Below are 15,373 nucleotides of genomic sequence, written 5' to 3' on the forward strand. Positions count from 1 at the left end.
GGTGGCATCCCCCGCGGCCGACGACTACCTGAAGACGGTGTACTCGCACACCGAATGGCAGGACGCGCCGATCACCCCCTCACAGCTCGCGGCGCAGCTGGGCATCGCCCCGTCCAGCGTCACCGAGATGGTGAAGAAGCTCGCCGCGGCGGGTCTCGTCTCGCATGTGCCGTACGGCGCGGTGCGGTTGACGGATGCCGGCGAGCGCCGAGCCCTGCAAATGCTGCGCCGGCACCGCCTGATCGAGACGTGGCTGGTGCGCGAGTTCGGCTACGCCTGGGACGAGGTGCACGACGAGGCCGAGGTGCTCGAGCACACCATCAGCGACCGGCTGCTCGAGGGCATCGACGAGCGGCTGGGCCGGCCCCATTTCGACCCGCACGGCGACGCGATCCCCGACGCCTCGGGCCGGGTGCAGCGCGAGCCGTTCGTGCTGCTCCGCGACGCCGGTCCCGGCCACACCGGCCGGGTGCTGCGGGTGAGCGACCGCGACCCCGAGCTGCTGCGCGCCCTGGAGAACGCCGGGGTCGGCGTCGGCCGCGCGATCGTGGTGGCGGATGCCGGGATCCTGCTCGACGGCAGGCCGGTCGAGCTGCCGGCCGGTGCTGCCGAGGTGGTGTGGCTGAGCGCCTGACCGGCGTCGGGGCCCGCCGATAGGCTGGCCGCATGCGTGAACGTTCCGACATCGAATGCTGGCTCACCGACATGGACGGGGTGCTCGTGCATGAGAACGACGCCATCCCCGGGGCATCCGATCTGCTCGACGGCTGGGAGGCCGCCGGTATCCCGTATCTGGTGCTGACGAACAACTCGATCTTCACCGCCCGCGACCTCTCCGCGCGGCTGCGCGCGAGCGGGCTGCACGTGCCCGAGGAGCGGATCTGGACCTCGGCGCTCGCGACCGCGGACTTCCTCGCCCAGCAGCTGCCCGGCGGCTCGGCCTTCGTGATCGGCGAGGCCGGCATCCTCACCGCCCTGCACGAGGCCGGGTTCATCATGACCGAGACCCGGCCCGACTTCGTGGTGGTCGGCGAGACCCGCAACTACTCGTTCGAGGCGATCACGAAGGCCATCCGGCTCATCAACGACGGCGCCCGCTTCATCGTCACGAACCCCGACGCGACCGGTCCGAGCGCGGAGGGGCCGCTGCCGGCGACCGGGGCGATCGCGGCGCTGATCACGAAGGCGACCGGCAAGGAGCCGTACGTGGTCGGCAAGCCGAACCCGATGATGTTCCGCTCCGCGCTGAACAAGATCGGCGCGCACTCGAAGAAGACCGGCATGATCGGCGACCGCATGGACACCGACATCGTCGCGGGCATCGAGGCGGGCCTGCACACGGTGCTGGTGATGACCGGGATCAGCGACCGGGCCGAGATCGAGAAGTACCCGTTCCGTCCCGACGAGATCGTGCAGTCGGTCGCCGACCTGCTGCCGCGTACGACGGAGGGCTGAGATGGGCGCCCTCGACGACGGCGAGCGCGTGGTGGCACCGGATGCCGCGACCTGGCGGTCCTGGCTCGAGGCGAACCACGCCGTGTCGAAGGGCGCCTGGCTGGTGCGGCCGCGGGCCGGGAACGACGATCTGCACGTCGACTACGAGGACGCCATCCTGCAGGCGCTCTGCTTCGGCTGGATCGACGGCCCGGTGCGCACCTTCGACGAGCGCACCGCCGGGCTGTGGTTCGCCCCGCGCCGGCCGACCAGCGGCTGGGCGGCGACGAACAAGGCCCGGGTGGCGCGGCTCGAAGCGGAGGGGCTGCTCGCGCCCGCCGGCATCCGCGCGATCGAGGTCGCGAAGGCGAACGGGTCGTGGACCGTGCTCGACGGGCCCGAGGCCGGGATCGAGCCGGACGACTTCACCGCGGCGCTGGACGCCGTGCCCGCCGCCCGTGCGCACTGGGACGCGTTCCCGAAGTCGGTGAAGAAGCTCGGGCTCACGCACATCGCCACGGCGAAGCGCCCCGAGACCCGCGCCGCGCGGATCGCGAAGATCGTGGCGGATGCCGCAGAGGGGAGACGGCCGTGACCCAGAACGACCTGCTGTTCCTGGTGCTGATCGGCATCGGCCTGGTGTCGCTGACGATCTTCGCCGTGCAGCTGCTGAAGCGCCCCAAGCGCGACGACCGCGGCGAGTGGTACGAGGGGCCGTGGGAGGACGACGACCGCCGCTGAGCGGGCGCGCTTCGGACCACTCCGGTCGGTCAGCGCAGGGCGAGCGCGGCGGCGCCGATCAGGGGGCCCTCGTCGCCGAGGCCGGAGCGCACCACGCGCGCGCGCCGGGAGTAGTCGTGCACGGCGGATGCGGTCAGCGCCCGCTGCACGAGCTCGACGTAGTCGTCCGAGACGCGGGAGAATCCGCCGCCGACCGCGATCACGTCCAGGTCGACGAGGGTCGCCGCATCCGCCAGCGCCTCGCCGACGGCTTTGGCCGAGCGCTCGATCGCGGCGCGGGCGACGGCGACGCCCGCGGCGGCGTCCATGGCGAGGTCCTCGCCGGTGGCGCCCTGCCAGCCCTGGGTGCGCGCCCACGCGACGGATGCCGGGCCCGAGGCGATCTCCTCGAGCGTGAGCCCGCCCTCGCGGCGGACCTGGCCGAGGTGGCCGGCGTTGCCGGACGCACCGGGGGCGTAGGCGCCGCCGAGCACGAATCCGCCGCCGACCCCGGTGGAGACGACGATCGAGAGCGAGGCGCGGGCGCCGCGGGTCGCGCCGAGCCAGGACTCGGCGAGGGCGAGCGCGCCGCCGTCGTGGCCCAGCACGGCGGGCAGGTCGTGGCCGAGGACGGCGGATGCCGCGCGGCGCACCGCTGCGGCGAGGCCGTAGCCGCGGGCATCCGGCATGTTCACCGGGCTGATGGTGCCGGCCTCGCGGTCGACGGGGCCGGCGCTGCCGATGCCGGCGCCGGCGATCTCGGCATCCGCGGGGCGTGCGGCGAGCGCGTGCGCGACGGCCTCGGCGACGGCGGCGTCGAGGGATGCCGGTGTGGCGCTGCGGCCGGTGGGACGGCGGGTGCGGCTGCCCTCGACGAGGGTGCCGTCGTCGGCGACGAGGGCCGCCTCGAGCTTGGTGCCGCCGACGTCGACGGCGAGCGCGTACCGGGTCATCGCGGGTGCCGGGTCACTGCGGGTCGAGGCCGAGGTCGTCGAGGTCGAAGGCGGCGAGCCACTGCAGGCCCTCCGCCTCGACCGCCGCCTGGGCGCCGGTCTTGCGGTCGACGATGACGGCGACGGCGACGACCTCGGCGCCCTCGCGACGGAGCGCCTCGACCGCCTTCAGCGCGGACTGGCCGGTGGTCGAGGTGTCCTCGAGGACCACAACGCGCTTGCCGGCGACGTCCGCGCCCTCGACCTGGCGGCCGCGGCCGTGGTCCTTGGGCTCCTTGCGCACGACGAAGGCGTCGAGCGGGCGGCCCTCGCCACGGGCGGCGGCGTCGACGGATGCGTGCATGACGGCGTTCGCGATCGGGTCGGCGCCCAGGGTGAGCCCGCCGACGGCGGAGACGTCGAGGTCCTTGATGAGGTCGAGCATCACCCGGCCGATCGCGGGCGCGGCCCGGTGGTCGAGGGTCAGCTTGCGCATGTCGACGTAGTAGCTGGCCTTCTTGCCGCTGGAGAGCGTGAAGTCGCCGTGGAACACCGCCTCCCCCGTGATGAGGTCGAGCAGGGCCTGGCGGTCTGAGGCGAGGTCGGTCACGGCATCCAGTGTATTCGCGGCGGCTCCTGCGACATCCTCCCCTGCGGGTCGTTCACAACCCGCCCGGCCTCGCCTACCGTGGCAGGTGAGGAGGTTCCATGTTCTCGTACGACCCGTATGCCGCCCTTGCCGAGCTCCGTCCGGTTCCCTCGCTGGAGCTGACCAGTCCCGACTTCGACGCGGACGGCCCGCTGCCGCTGTTCGCGTGGGCGTCTGCGCGCGGGGGTGAGGACCGGCATCCGGCGCTGGAGTGGTCGGAGCCGCCGTCCGGCACCAGGAGCATCGCCGTCTCGTGCTTCGACCCGGATGCCCCGACCGGCTCGGGCTACTGGCACTGGGCCGCGTACAACCTGCCCGCCGATCTGCGCTCGCTTCCGGCCGGGGACGGCACGGCGAAGAGCCTGCCCTCCGGGGCATCCGTGCTGCCGAACGAGAAGCGGCTGGAGCGGTTCATCGGCGCCGCACCGCCGGAGGGCACCGGTGTGCACCGCTACTTCTTCGTGGTGGACGCGCTCGATGTGGACCGGCTCGACCTCGAGGCCGGGGCGACCCCTGCGGTGCTCGGCTTCAACCGGCACTTCCACACCCTCGCCCGCGGGGTGCTCGTCGGGACGGCCGACCCCGGCGAACGGTGAGCCCGGCGACGTCGGCACCCGCCCATAGGCTGGTTCCATGCGTCTGGCCACCTGGAACATCAACTCGATCCGCACGCGCGTGTCCCGCGCGGTCGACTTCGCCGTCCGCGAAGACATCGACGTGCTCGCGCTGCAGGAGATCAAGTGCCGGCCGGAGCAGTTCCCGTACGCGCCGTTCGAGGAGGCCGGGTACCACGTCGAGGCGCACGGGTTCAACCAGTGGAACGGCGTCGCGATCGCGAGCCGCCTGCCGATCACGGACGTGCGCACTTCGTTCGAGGGCCAGCCCGGCTTCGCGAAGGGGCATGAGGGTCCGGATGCCCCGATCGAGGCACGCGCACTGGGTGTGATGGTCGACGGCGTGCGGGTGTGGAGCCTGTACGTGCCCAACGGCCGGTCGCTCGGCGACCCGCACTACCACTACAAGCTGCACTGGCTCGAGGCGCTGCGCACCGCGACGGCCTCCGAGCTGTCCGCGAACCCCGACCTCCCGCTCGCCCTGGTCGGCGATTTCAACATCATCCCGTTCGACAAGGACAACGGCGATCCCGCGATCGTGCCCGGCTTCTCGACCCACGTCTCGCAGCCCGAGCGCGACGCCTTCTTCGCCCTGGAGTCGGCGGGCGTGACGGATGTCGTGCGCCCGCTCATCCCCGAGGGCTACACCTATTGGGACTACCAGCGGCTGAAGTTCCCGCGCAACGAGGGCATCCGCATCGACTTCATCCTCGGCTCGCGCACGTTCGCCGATGCCGTCACCGGCGCCACCATTCACCGCAACGAGCGCAAGGGCGAGCAGCCCAGCGACCACGTGCCGGTCGTGGTCGACCTCGACTTCGGCGGCGCGGCGGAAGACGACGACCTCCCGATGATCTTCGCGTGACGGCACCCGGCATCGGCCTCATCGCCACCGATCTCGACGGCACGCTCCTGGGCTCGGACGGGCAGGTGTCGCCGCGCACCCGGGCCGCGCTCGATGCGGCGCGGGATGCCGGCATCGTCACCGTGCCGGTCACCGCTCGTCAGCCGATCGGTCTGCGGCCGATCGCCGAGCAGGCGGGGTTCGACGAGTGGGCCTGGCCGACCACAAGCGCGACCCGGCGACGATGGGCGGCGTGCCACTGGCGGACGTGCTGGCCGCACCGAGCCTGAAGCTGGTGATCCGGCATCCGTCGCGTCCGATCGCCGAGGTCTTCGACGCGCTCCGCGCGCTCGGGCTGACCGGCTTCGAGGCGACGATGTCCGGGGCGCCGTTCGTCGAGGTGATGGCCCAGGGCGTCTCCAAGGCGACCGGGCTGGCGCAGGTCTGCGAGCATCTCGGTGAGCATCAGCTCGGTGCGCAGGATGGCCGCGTCCGGGGGCGTCATCCCATGCGTGCTCGGCGGCCGCGGCGAGATCCTCGACTGGGGCACCGAGAAGCGGCTCTTCACCAGGGCGCAACGGCTCGCCCATCCCGCCGCCGCACGTCGATCCCGCCGGCACGCCGCGGCTCGGCGGCAGAGCGAGGTTCGACTTCGCCACCGCGGCCTGACTGCTGTCGGCCCGAAACGGATCGCGCCCCCAGCGCCGCCGCGGACCGGCATCCGATGCCCTCGTGCACCCGCATCCGTCGCGCGGGGGATGCCGCGGCCTCCATGCGCTCCTACGGTGGAAGCATGCCGTCCTCCGTCCCGTTCACGCGCACGCCCACGCCGCGCGAACTCCGCGGGGATCTCGTGCTCGCGGCGGCGATGCTCGTCGGCGGCATGCTGTCCGCCGCGCTGTCGTCGATCGCGGGCGTCTACGGCGAGGAGCAGGCGCCGCTGTGGACCGCCCTGCTCCTGGTGCCGGCCGTGAGTGCGCCGCTCGCGCTGCGGCGCCGCAGGCCGGCCGTGGTGGCCGTCGTCGTCGCCGTCGCGTTCTTCGTAGGCGTCACCTTCAAGGTGCCCGAGCTGTACGTCATGAACATCGCGATGTTCGTCGCGCTCTACACGGTGGGCGCCTGGATGAACAACCGGCGAACCGCCCTCATCGTGCGGGTCGCGATCATCGCCGGCATGTTCGCCTGGCTGATCGTGGTGATGTACCGCGACGCCATCGACCAGGCGAAGGAGGCGGACGTCGCCGCCGGGCTGTTCTCCCCCTACGTGGCGTTCATGATGATCCAGCTGCTGCTGAACGTGCTGTACTTCGGCGGGGCCTACTACTTCGGCGAGCGCTCCTGGCAGGCCGCCGCGCAGCGCGCGGCTCTCGAGGAGCGCACCGCCGAGCTCGAGCGCGAGCGCGAGGTCACCGCGGCGCAGGCCGTCGCCCTCGACCGCATCCGCATCGCCCGCGAGCTGCACGACGTGGTCGCTCACCACGTCTCGGTGATGGGGGTGCAGGCGGGCGCCGCCCGCATGGTCATCGACGACTCCCCCGCCGAGGCCGCCCGCATCCTCACCGCGATCGAGGCGGGCGCCCGCGACGCGATCCGCGAGTTCCACGGGCTGCTGGAGACCCTGCGGGCGCCGGGAGAGGACGCCGAGGCGGCCGCGCCCGCCGCCGGCGTCGACGACATCGAGACGCTCGCCGCCGCGTCGACGGATGCCGGCCTGCCCACCGCGTTCCACGTCATCGGCACGCCCGTGCCCGTGCCGCCGGTAGTGGCCGTGAACCTCTACCGGATCGCGCAGGAAGCGCTCACCAACGCCCGCCGTCACGCCGGCCCCGGCGCCACCGCGGATGTGCGCCTGCGCTACGCCGCCGACGCCGTGGAGCTGGAGGTGGCCAACACCGGCCGGCCCGTCGCGGGCATCCGTCCCGGTCTCGGCCAGCTCGGCATGCGCGAGCGCGCGCACGCCTCGGGCGGCACCATCGAGTTCGCGCCGCGCGCCGAGGGCGGCTTCCGGGTGCGCGTCGCGGTGCCGCTCACGGACGCCGGAGGAGGACCCGAATGACCGCGCAGACCCCGATCCGCGTGCTGCTGGTGGACGATCACGCCATGCTCCGGGCCGGATTCCGGACCATCCTCGACGCGCAGCCCGACATCACCGTCGTGGGCGAGGCGGCCACCGGCGCGGAGGCGGTCGCCACGGCCGCGCAGCTGCGCCCGGACGTCATCACGATGGACGTGCAGATGCCGGACATGGACGGCCTCGAGGCGACGCGGCGGATCGTCGCCGACCCGGCGGTGTCCTCCGCGATCGCGGTGGTGACCACCTTCGACCGCGACGAGTACCTGTTCCAGGCGCTCGAGGCGGGGGCGAGCGGATTCCTGCTGAAGAACGCGGGCCCGGAGGAGCTCATCGCCGCGGTCCGCGCACTCGCGGCCGGCGACGGGATGCTGGCGCCCGAGGTGACCCGCCGCGTGCTCACCCGGTTCGCGTCATCGTCCGGGCGCGGAGCGCCGGCGCACATCTCGACGGCATCCGCCGGCCCGGCATCCGCCGTCCGAGCCTCCGCGTCCGGGGCATCCGGAGTCCTCGCCGAGCCGCTCACGGAGCGCGAGGCGGAGGTGCTGCAGCTGATGTCGGACGCCCGCAGCAACGCCGAGATCGCCTCCGCGCTGTTCATCGGCGAGGCGACCGTGAAGACGCACGTGTCCCGCATCCTGCAGAAGCTCGGCGCGCGGGATCGCGTGCAGGCCGTGGTGCTCGCGCACCGTCACGGCCTCGCCTGAGGAGGCCGGCCCCCGCGGAGGCCGGCCTCACCCGTCGGCGGTCAGGCGGCGTGACGGCGTGCGGCCTCCACGCGGGTGATCAGCGTGTCGAAGGCGGCGATGTAGCCGCGCAGGAACTCGGCGGTGCTCTCCACGGTGACGTCACCCTCGTCGGTGATCAGGCCCGGGGTGACCTGGACGAAGCCCTCGGGCTGGCCCATGGTGACGGCGTTGAAGTGGCCGAGGATCGCACGCAGGTGCTGCTGCGCGGCCGCGGTGGCGATGCCGCCGCCGGAGGCGCCGATGACGGCGGTCGGCTTGCCGTCGAACGAGCCCTGCCCGTAGGGACGCGCGGCCCAGTCGAGGGCGTTCTTCAGCACGCCGGGGATGGAGCGGCTGTACTCCGGGGTGAGGATGATGACGCCGTCCGCGTCGGCGATGGCCTGCTTGAAGTCGCGGGCGGCCTGCGGGAAGTCGGCCTCGGCGTCCTGCGAGTAGAAGGGGAGGTCCTTGATCGGGATCTCGACGAGCTCGACGCCCTCCGGGGCGAGCTTCGCGAGCGCGGTCGCGAGGCGGCGGTTGATGGAGGTGCTCGACAGGCTGCCGACGATGTATCCGATGGTGCGGGTCATGAGAGTCCTTCTGTCTGATCGTGAGGGGGACGATGGGGACAACCGCCCCGAGCCACCGTTCTATTCCAATGAATAGAGTTACTCCGTCCGAGGACGGATGCCGCGGGATCCGCCCGCCGGGGGATGCCCTCGGCACAGCCGCTTCCTAGCGTGGATGTCATGCAATCGACGAACTGGCCACCGACGCTGCAGCTGCAGGGCGTGACGAAGAGCTACGGCTCGCGCCGTGTGCTCCACGATGTCTCGTTCCCGGTCGCCGCGGGCCGGCTCACCGGCTTCGTCGGCGGCAACGGCGCCGGCAAGACCACCACCATGCGGATCATCCTCGGCGTGCTCGCCGCGGATGGCGGCGCGGTCACCCTCGGCGGCATGCCGGTGACCACGGCCGACCGCCGCCGCTTCGGGTACATGCCCGAGGAGCGCGGCCTGTACCCGAAGATGAAGGTGCTCGAGCAGGTGGTCTACCTGGCCCGGCTACACGGCTTCGGCAGGGCCGAGGCGACACAGCGCGCCGAGCGGCTGCTCACCGACCTCGGGCTCGGCGAACGGCTGGAGGACCGCATCGAGTCGCTGTCCCTGGGCAACCAGCAGCGCGCGCAGATCGCGGCCGCGCTCGTGCACGATCCCGAGGTTCTCATCCTCGACGAGCCGTTCTCGGGCCTCGACCCGCTCGCCGTGGACGTGGTGGCGGGCGTGCTGCAGGCTCGCGCCGCCGACGGTGCCGCCATCCTGTTCTCCTCGCACCAGCTCGACGTCGTGGAGCGGCTGTGCGACGACCTCGTCATCATCGCCGGCGGCGCGATCCGGGCGGCGGGCTCCCGCGACGCGCTGCGCGCCCAGCACTCCACGCGCCGCTTCGCACTGGCGACGACGACGGATGCCGGGTGGCTGCGCTCCGCGCCGGGGATCGAGGTCGTGGATTTCGAGGGCGGCGACGCCGTGTTCGACGCCGAGGACGACGAGGCGGCGCAGCGCGTGCTGCGCACCGCTCTGGAGCGCGGCGACGTGCTGTCGTTCGCGCCGCAGCATCCGTCCCTCGCGCAGATCTTCAAGGAGGTCATCCGATGAACCCCGCATCGACCGGCACCGCGATCTGGCTCGTCGCGGAGCGGGAGATCACGGCCAAGCTGCGCAGCAAGGCGTTCCTGATCTCCACCGGCATCCTGCTGCTGATCGCGCTCGCCGGCATCCTGATCCCCGGATTCGTGAACCGTGACGCGTCCGGCACGCCGGTCGCGGTGACCGCGGAGACGGCGGATGCCGTGCGCGGCGTCGACGGGATCGACCCGACCGAGGTGACCGACCGGACCGCCGCCGAGCGGCTCGTCCGCGACGGCGAGGTGGACGCCGCCCTGGTGCCGTCGAACGACCCCGTCTTCGGATACACCGTCGTCGCGATGGACGAGGCGCCGAACTCGCTGCTGATGATGCTCGCCAAGTCGCCGCCGGTGGAGCTGCTGGATCCCGACGCGACGAACCCGTACCTGCGGGGGATCATCGCGATCGGCTTCGGCATCGTCTTCCTGGTGGCCGCGTCGACCTTCGGCGGCACGATCGCGCAGAGCGTGGTGGAGGAGAAGCAGACCCGCGTGGTGGAGCTGCTCATCTCGGCGATCCCGACTCGCGCGCTGCTGGCCGGCAAGGTGCTCGGCAACACGGTGCTGGCGATGGCGCAGATCCTGGCGCTCGCGGCCGTCGCCGTCGTCGGGCTCATCATCACCGGCCAGAACGAGCTGCTCGCCGGTATCGGCGGGCCGATCGTGTGGTTCGCGGTGTTCTTCCTGTTCGGGTTCGTGCTGCTGGCGTCGCTGTTCGCGGCGACCGCGGCGATGGTGTCGCGGCAGGAGGACATCGGGGCGACAACCACGCCGATCACGATGCTGGTGATGGCGCCCTACGTGCTGGTGATCGTCTTCAACGACAACCCGCTGGTGCTCAAGATCATGTCGTACGTGCCGTTCTCGGCGCCGGTGGGGATGCCGATGCGCCTGTTCGTCGGCGAGGCGCAGTGGTGGGAGCCGCTGCTGTCGCTGGTGATCCTGCTGGCCTCGTGCGCCGCCGCGATCGCCGTCGGCGCGAAGATCTACGAGAACTCGCTGCTGCGGATGGGCGCGAGGGTGAAGCTGACCGAGGCGCTGCGCGGCTGACCGGTCGCCGCCCGCCGCCGTCCGCAGAAGGGGTGGGACGGCGGCGGGCGGCGTGGCAGGATGTGTGCGCACCCATGGAGGAGACATGGCCGACGGAAGACTGCCCGCACACGCCACCAACACGCACCTCTACCGCGGCGCCCGGCTGCTGACCTCGATCCCGGCGAGCGAGCTCGCCGCCGGTCCGCGGGAGCTCACGATCGTGTTCCACGACGGCGTCGAGATCCCCGCGGAACTGCTGCAGAACGAGCACGGCGACCTCGCCCTCGAAGTCCCCTCGTACCGCACCGGGGCCGGCACCCGCGTCGCGATGACGCTGTGGCACGCGACCATCGACGACCTGCCCGACGGCTCGGCCATCGTCCTCGGCACGAAGGTGTGAGCGGATGCCGCGCGTGACCGGGATCACTCCTCGTCGATCACGGCCTCGATCACCTCGTCATCGTCGTCGCCATCGGCCGGCGCAGCCGGCGCCTGCCCGGCGCTGGTGAGCACCAGCCCCGACCCATCGGCCGCGACGTCCACGCGGACGACATCGCCGTCGTGCACGCGGCCGGACAGCAGCGCCGTGGCGAGCCTGTTCTGCACCTCGGTCTGGATCAGCCGGCGCAGCGGCCGGGCGCCGAACACCGGATCGTAGCCGCGCTCGGCGAGCCAGGACCGGGCATCCGGGGTCACCGCGAGCGTGAGCCGGCGGTCGTGCAGCCGGCGCTGGAGCTGGTCGACGGCGAGCTCGACGATCTGCGCGAGGTCGTCCTCGCTCAGCGCCGAGAACATCACGATGTCGTCCAGGCGGTTGAGGAACTCGGGGCGGAACGCCTGCCGCACCAGCTCCATCACCGCGTCGCGCTTCTGCTCCCACGACAGCGACGGGTCGATCAGGATGGGCGAGCCGATGTTGCTGGTGAGGATGAGGATGACGTTCGAGAAGTCCACCGTGCGGCCCTGGCCATCGGTGAGCCGCCCGTCGTCGAGCACCTGCAGCAGGATGTCGAACACCTCGGGGTGCGCCTTCTCGACCTCGTCGAGCAGCACCACGCTGTACGGGCGCCGCCGCACCGCCTCGGTGAGCTGACCGCCCTGCTCGTAGCCGATGTACCCGGGAGGGGCGCCGACGAGGCGGGAGACGGTGTGCTTCTCGCCGTACTCGGACATGTCGATGCGCACCATGGCATGCTCGTCGTCGAAGAGGAACTCCGCGAGCGCCTTGGCGAGCTCGGTCTTGCCGACACCCGTGGGCCCGAGGAACAGGAACGAGCCGGTGGGCCTGCCCGGATCGCTGATGCCGGCCCGGGAGCGCCGCACGGCATCCGACACGGCCGTGACGGCCTCTTTCTGCCCGATGATGCGGCGACCGAGCTCGCGCTCGAGCTGCAGCAGCTTCTCGGACTCGCCCTGCAGCAGGCGCCCCACCGGGATGCCGGTCCACGCGGCGATCACGGCGGCGATGTCCTCGTCGGTGACCTGCTCGTTGACCATCCGCCCCTCGGAGGAGGCGTTCGCCTCGGCCTGCTCGGCCTCCGCGATCTCGCGCTCGAGACGCTTGATCGTCTCGTACTCGAGCTTGGACGCCCGGGTGTAGTCCGCCTGGCGCATGGCGAGGTCGCGCTGCGTGATCGCGTCGTCGAGCTGCTTCTTCAACTCGCCCACCCGGTTCAGACCCGACCGCTCGCGCGCCCAGCGCTCCTCGAGCTCGGCCAGCTCCTTCTCCATGCCGGTCAGCTGCTCCCGCAGCGCCGCGAGGCGCTCCTTCGACGCGTCGTCCTTCTCGCGCTTCAGCGCCAGCTCCTCGAGCCGCATCCGGTCGACCTGACGCTTGAGCTGGTCGATCTCCACCGGGGACGAGTCGATCTCCATCTTCAGCCGCGACATCGCCTCGTCGATGAGGTCGATCGCCTTGTCCGGCAGCTGCCTGCTGGGGATGTACCGGTTGGAGAGGGCTGCGGCGGCCACCAGCGCGCTGTCCGAGATGGTGACGCCGTGGTGGGCCTCGTACCGGCCCTTGAGTCCGCGCAGGATCGCGACGGTGTCCTCGACGCTCGGCTCGCCGACGTACACCTGCTGGAAGCGGCGCTCGAGCGCGGCGTCCTTCTCGATGAACTCGCGGTACTCGTTGAGCGTGGTGGCGCCGATCATGCGCAGTTCGCCCCGGGCGAGCATGGGCTTGAGCATGTTGGAGGCCGCGACCGAGCCCTCGCCGCCGCCCGCGCCCATCAGCACGTGCAGCTCGTCGATGAAGGTGATGATGCGACCCTCGGACTCCGTGATCTCCTTGAGCACGCTCTTCAGCCGCTCCTCGAACTGGCCGCGGTACATCGCGCCGGCGACGAGGGCGGAGATGTCGAGGGCGACGAGCTCCTTGTCCTTGAGGGATTCGGCGACGTCCCCGGCCACGATGCGCTGTGCCAGGCCCTCCACGACGGCGGTCTTGCCGACGCCGGGCTCGCCGATGAGGACGGGGTTGTTCTTCGTGCGCCGGGTGAGCACCTGGCTCACGCGGCGGATCTCGCTGTCGCGTCCGATCACCGGGTCGAGCTTGCCCTGCCGGGCGCGGTCGGTCAGGTTGATGCCGAACTGCTCGAGGGGGCTCTGCTGTTCTTCCTGCTGCTGTGCGGGGATGGTCATTCTGCTCCTCCTGGGGATGCCTTCGCGGTCAAACTTGAGTTGTGTCGACTCAAGTTTACCGCGTCCCAGATCGCCGCCGCCACCTCCCTTTTCGTCCCGGCGGCGGATGCCACGACCTCTCCGCCGTCTCCGATGATCTCGACCGCATTGTCGGCCGCCTCGAACCCGCGCTCGGCGTCGACCAGGTTCACCGCGAGCAGGTCGACGCCCTTGCTCTCGCGCTTGCGTCGGGCGCGGGCGCGGCGCTCACCGGGATCCGTGAGCGTCTCCGCGGCGAAGGCGACGATCGTCTGCCCCTCCGGCATCCGTCCCTCGCGGCGCGCGGCCGCGAGCCCGGCGACGATGTCCTCGTTCTCGACGAGCTCGATCCGCTCCAGCCGCCCGTCCTCCTTCGTGAGCTTCTGGTCGGACGCGCGCGCGGGCCGGTAGTCGGCGACCGCAGCCGCCATCACGATCACGTCGCTGCGGGCGGCGGCGCTCTTCATCGCGTCGGCCATGCGCGCCGCGGTGCCCGCGTCGGTGATGCGGATGCCCGGCCGCCGCGCCTCCGCGAGCACGTCGGCCGCGATGTGGGCGGCGACGAGCTCGACCTCGGCGCCTCGGCTCGCCGCCTCGACGGCGAGCGCGACGCCCTGCCGGCCGCTGGAGCGGTTGCCGAGGAAGCGCACCGGGTCGATCGGCTCGCGCGTGCCGCCGGCCGACACCGCCACGCGCAGGCCGGCGAGGTCCTGCGGGGCGAGGGCGGAGAGCGCCTCGACGAGGATCTCCTCCGGCTCCAGCATCCGCCCCGGGCCGGAGTCGCCGCCGGTGAGTTCGCCGTCGGCCGGACCGGCGATCCGCACGCCGCGTTCCCGCAGCGTGGCGATGTTCGCCTGGGTGGCGGGGTGCCGCCACATCTCGGTGTGCATCGCCGGCGCGATGATCACCGGCGCGGTGGTGGCCAGCAGCGTGGTGCCGAGGAGATCGTCGGCGAGCCCGGCGGCCATCGCCGCGATCGTGTTGGCGGTGGCCGGCGCCACGATGACGAGGTCGGCGGCCTGGCCGAGCGCGACGTGCCGCACCCGCGCGACGTCCTCGTGGACGCTGGTCGTGACCGTGTTCCGGCTGATGGACTCCCAGGTCGGCGCCCCGACGAAGCGGAGCGCGTCCTCGGTGGGGATGACCGTCACCTCGTGACCATTCTTGATGAGCAGGCGCACCAGGTGCACCGTCTTGTAGGCGGCGATGCCACCGGTGACGCCGACGACGATGTTCACGGTTCCGATTCTGCCCCACGCGGCGCGCGCCTAGACTCTCCCTCGTGTGCACGGTCGTGATCGATGTCTCCCGTCCCACGCGGCTGCTCGCCGTCCGCGACGAGGATCCGCAGCGGGAGTGGGACGACCTCGGCGTGTGGTGGCCGGAGCACTACCCCGGCGTGATCGGCATCCGCGACCGGCGCGCCGGCGGCGCATGGCTGGCCGTCGACCCGGCATCCCGTCGCCTGGCGGTGCTGCTCAACCGCGCCGACGTGCTCGATCTGCCCGAGAGCGAGGTCCTCTCGCGGGGGAGCCTCGCCCTGGAGTCCGTCGCGGGGCGGTCACCGGAGCCGCCGCTGCGCACGCACGGCTTCAACCTGCTCGAGGTGTCCTCGGAGCGCTCCCGCGTGCTGTCCTGGGACGGGGTGCAGCTGAGCGAGACGCCGGTACCCGAGGGCGTGCACATGATCGCGCACGACGGGCTGGACGACCCCACCACCGCGCGCATCGCGACCTGGCTGCCCCGGTTCCGCGCGGAGCGCCCGGCCCCGGGCGACGCCGACTGGTCCTCGCGCTGGCTGGAGCTGCTCGCCGAGAGCGGCCGCCTCTCGCGGGACGACGACCGCGCCATCATCCGCGACAACCACGTGCACGGCTACCCCACGATGTCGCTGCTCTACTGCATCGCCGCGGTGTCGGATGCCGGGGCGCACGTGCACTCGCACGTGCTCGCACGGCCGGGCGAGTGGAGCTGACCCGGTACACCGAACCGACGGAAGCC

18 protein-coding genes are annotated in these 15,373 nt (G+C 72.1%); 13 read left to right on the plus strand and 5 right to left on the minus strand.

Features of this window, described 5'->3' with window-relative positions:
• The first annotated feature begins 1 nt into the window (after window position 1).
• From JRG78_RS11735 to JRG78_RS11750, 4 genes are read left to right on the plus strand one after another with little or no spacing between them, the layout of a single operon-like run.
• The gene (locus JRG78_RS11735) at window positions 2-634 is read left to right on the plus strand and encodes a metal-dependent transcriptional regulator (protein WP_259606833.1); all 633 of its coding nucleotides are present in this window, start codon (window positions 2-4) and stop codon (window positions 632-634) included.
• Window positions 635-666: 32 nt separating this feature from the next.
• The gene (locus tag JRG78_RS11740; RefSeq protein ID WP_259606834.1) at window positions 667-1,455 is read left to right on the plus strand and encodes an HAD-IIA family hydrolase; all 789 of its coding nucleotides are present in this window, start codon (window positions 667-669) and stop codon (window positions 1,453-1,455) included.
• A gap of 1 nt (window position 1,456) precedes the next feature.
• Complete coding sequence (locus JRG78_RS11745; protein WP_259606835.1) at window positions 1,457-2,029, plus strand: YdeI/OmpD-associated family protein; 573 nt, start codon at window positions 1,457-1,459, stop codon at window positions 2,027-2,029.
• Window positions 2,026-2,175 carry a hypothetical protein gene (locus JRG78_RS11750; protein WP_259606836.1) on the plus strand — a complete coding sequence of 50 codons (150 nt, stop codon included), beginning with the start codon at window positions 2,026-2,028 and terminating at the stop codon, window positions 2,173-2,175. Before JRG78_RS11745 ends, JRG78_RS11750 begins: the two co-directional genes overlap by 4 nt.
• A 29-nt stretch (window positions 2,176-2,204) precedes the next feature.
• On the opposite strand, the gene JRG78_RS11755 is transcribed toward JRG78_RS11750, so the two are convergent.
• The gene (locus tag JRG78_RS11755; protein WP_259606837.1) at window positions 2,205-3,107 is read right to left on the minus strand and encodes an ROK family protein; all 903 of its coding nucleotides are present in this window, start codon (window positions 3,105-3,107) and stop codon (window positions 2,205-2,207) included.
• A gap of 13 nt (window positions 3,108-3,120) precedes the next feature.
• Window positions 3,121-3,696, minus strand: coding sequence for an orotate phosphoribosyltransferase (gene pyrE / locus JRG78_RS11760; RefSeq protein ID WP_259606838.1), 576 nt, complete (start codon window positions 3,694-3,696; stop codon window positions 3,121-3,123).
• Window positions 3,697-3,794: 98 nt separating this feature from the next.
• On the opposite strand from pyrE, the gene JRG78_RS11765 reads away from it, so the two are divergent.
• From JRG78_RS11765 to JRG78_RS11785, 5 genes are all read left to right on the plus strand, one after another.
• The gene (locus tag JRG78_RS11765; protein WP_259606839.1) at window positions 3,795-4,331 is read left to right on the plus strand and encodes a YbhB/YbcL family Raf kinase inhibitor-like protein; all 537 of its coding nucleotides are present in this window, start codon (window positions 3,795-3,797) and stop codon (window positions 4,329-4,331) included.
• A 37-nt stretch (window positions 4,332-4,368) separates the two neighbouring features.
• Window positions 4,369-5,214, plus strand: a complete 846-nt coding sequence (locus JRG78_RS11770) for an exodeoxyribonuclease III (protein ID WP_259606840.1) — start codon at window positions 4,369-4,371, stop codon at window positions 5,212-5,214.
• Complete coding sequence (locus JRG78_RS11775) at window positions 5,211-5,483, plus strand: HAD family hydrolase (RefSeq protein WP_259606841.1); 273 nt, start codon at window positions 5,211-5,213, stop codon at window positions 5,481-5,483. The genes JRG78_RS11770 and JRG78_RS11775 overlap by 4 nt, the downstream gene beginning before the upstream one ends.
• Window positions 5,484-5,986: 503 nt before the next feature.
• Window positions 5,987-7,249 (plus strand): sensor histidine kinase, encoded by a 1,263-nt coding sequence (locus tag JRG78_RS11780; protein ID WP_259606842.1) that lies wholly within the window; start codon window positions 5,987-5,989, stop codon window positions 7,247-7,249.
• Window positions 7,246-7,971, plus strand: coding sequence for a response regulator (locus JRG78_RS11785; RefSeq protein WP_259606843.1), 726 nt, complete (start codon window positions 7,246-7,248; stop codon window positions 7,969-7,971). Before JRG78_RS11780 ends, JRG78_RS11785 begins: the two co-directional genes overlap by 4 nt.
• Before the next feature lie 41 nt (window positions 7,972-8,012).
• On the opposite strand, the gene JRG78_RS11790 is transcribed toward JRG78_RS11785, so the two are convergent.
• Complete coding sequence (locus tag JRG78_RS11790) at window positions 8,013-8,582, minus strand: NADPH-dependent FMN reductase (RefSeq protein ID WP_259606844.1); 570 nt, start codon at window positions 8,580-8,582, stop codon at window positions 8,013-8,015.
• A 159-nt stretch (window positions 8,583-8,741) separates the two neighbouring features.
• Between JRG78_RS11790 and JRG78_RS11795 the strand changes: the two genes are divergently transcribed.
• The 3 genes from JRG78_RS11795 (at window position 8,742) to JRG78_RS11805 (ending at window position 11,111) form a co-directional block, all read left to right on the plus strand.
• The gene (locus JRG78_RS11795) at window positions 8,742-9,650 is read left to right on the plus strand and encodes an ABC transporter ATP-binding protein (RefSeq protein ID WP_259606845.1); all 909 of its coding nucleotides are present in this window, start codon (window positions 8,742-8,744) and stop codon (window positions 9,648-9,650) included.
• Window positions 9,647-10,729 (plus strand): ABC transporter permease, encoded by a 1,083-nt coding sequence (locus tag JRG78_RS11800; RefSeq protein WP_259606846.1) that lies wholly within the window; start codon window positions 9,647-9,649, stop codon window positions 10,727-10,729. The genes JRG78_RS11795 and JRG78_RS11800 overlap by 4 nt, the downstream gene beginning before the upstream one ends.
• A gap of 85 nt (window positions 10,730-10,814) precedes the next feature.
• Window positions 10,815-11,111 carry a hypothetical protein gene (locus JRG78_RS11805; RefSeq protein ID WP_259606847.1) on the plus strand — a complete coding sequence of 99 codons (297 nt, stop codon included), beginning with the start codon at window positions 10,815-10,817 and terminating at the stop codon, window positions 11,109-11,111.
• A gap of 23 nt (window positions 11,112-11,134) precedes the next feature.
• On the opposite strand, the gene JRG78_RS11810 is transcribed toward JRG78_RS11805, so the two are convergent.
• Together JRG78_RS11810 and coaBC are read right to left on the minus strand one after the other, a co-directional pair.
• Window positions 11,135-13,354: an ATP-dependent Clp protease ATP-binding subunit gene (locus JRG78_RS11810; protein WP_259606848.1), complete on the minus strand. Its 2,220-nt coding sequence runs from the start codon at window positions 13,352-13,354 to the stop codon at window positions 11,135-11,137.
• The gene (coaBC, locus tag JRG78_RS11815) at window positions 13,351-14,610 is read right to left on the minus strand and encodes a bifunctional phosphopantothenoylcysteine decarboxylase/phosphopantothenate--cysteine ligase CoaBC (protein ID WP_259606850.1); all 1,260 of its coding nucleotides are present in this window, start codon (window positions 14,608-14,610) and stop codon (window positions 13,351-13,353) included. The genes JRG78_RS11810 and coaBC overlap by 4 nt, the downstream gene beginning before the upstream one ends.
• Window positions 14,611-14,654: 44 nt before the next feature.
• Between coaBC and JRG78_RS11820 the strand changes: the two genes are divergently transcribed.
• Window positions 14,655-15,347 (plus strand): NRDE family protein, encoded by a 693-nt coding sequence (locus tag JRG78_RS11820; RefSeq protein WP_272653420.1) that lies wholly within the window; start codon window positions 14,655-14,657, stop codon window positions 15,345-15,347.
• Window positions 15,348-15,373 lie beyond the last annotated feature (26 nt).

Source organism: Microbacterium sp. EF45047 (assembly GCF_028472845.1).
In the GTDB taxonomy this organism is placed as follows: domain Bacteria; phylum Actinomycetota; class Actinomycetes; order Actinomycetales; family Microbacteriaceae; genus Microbacterium; species Microbacterium neungamense.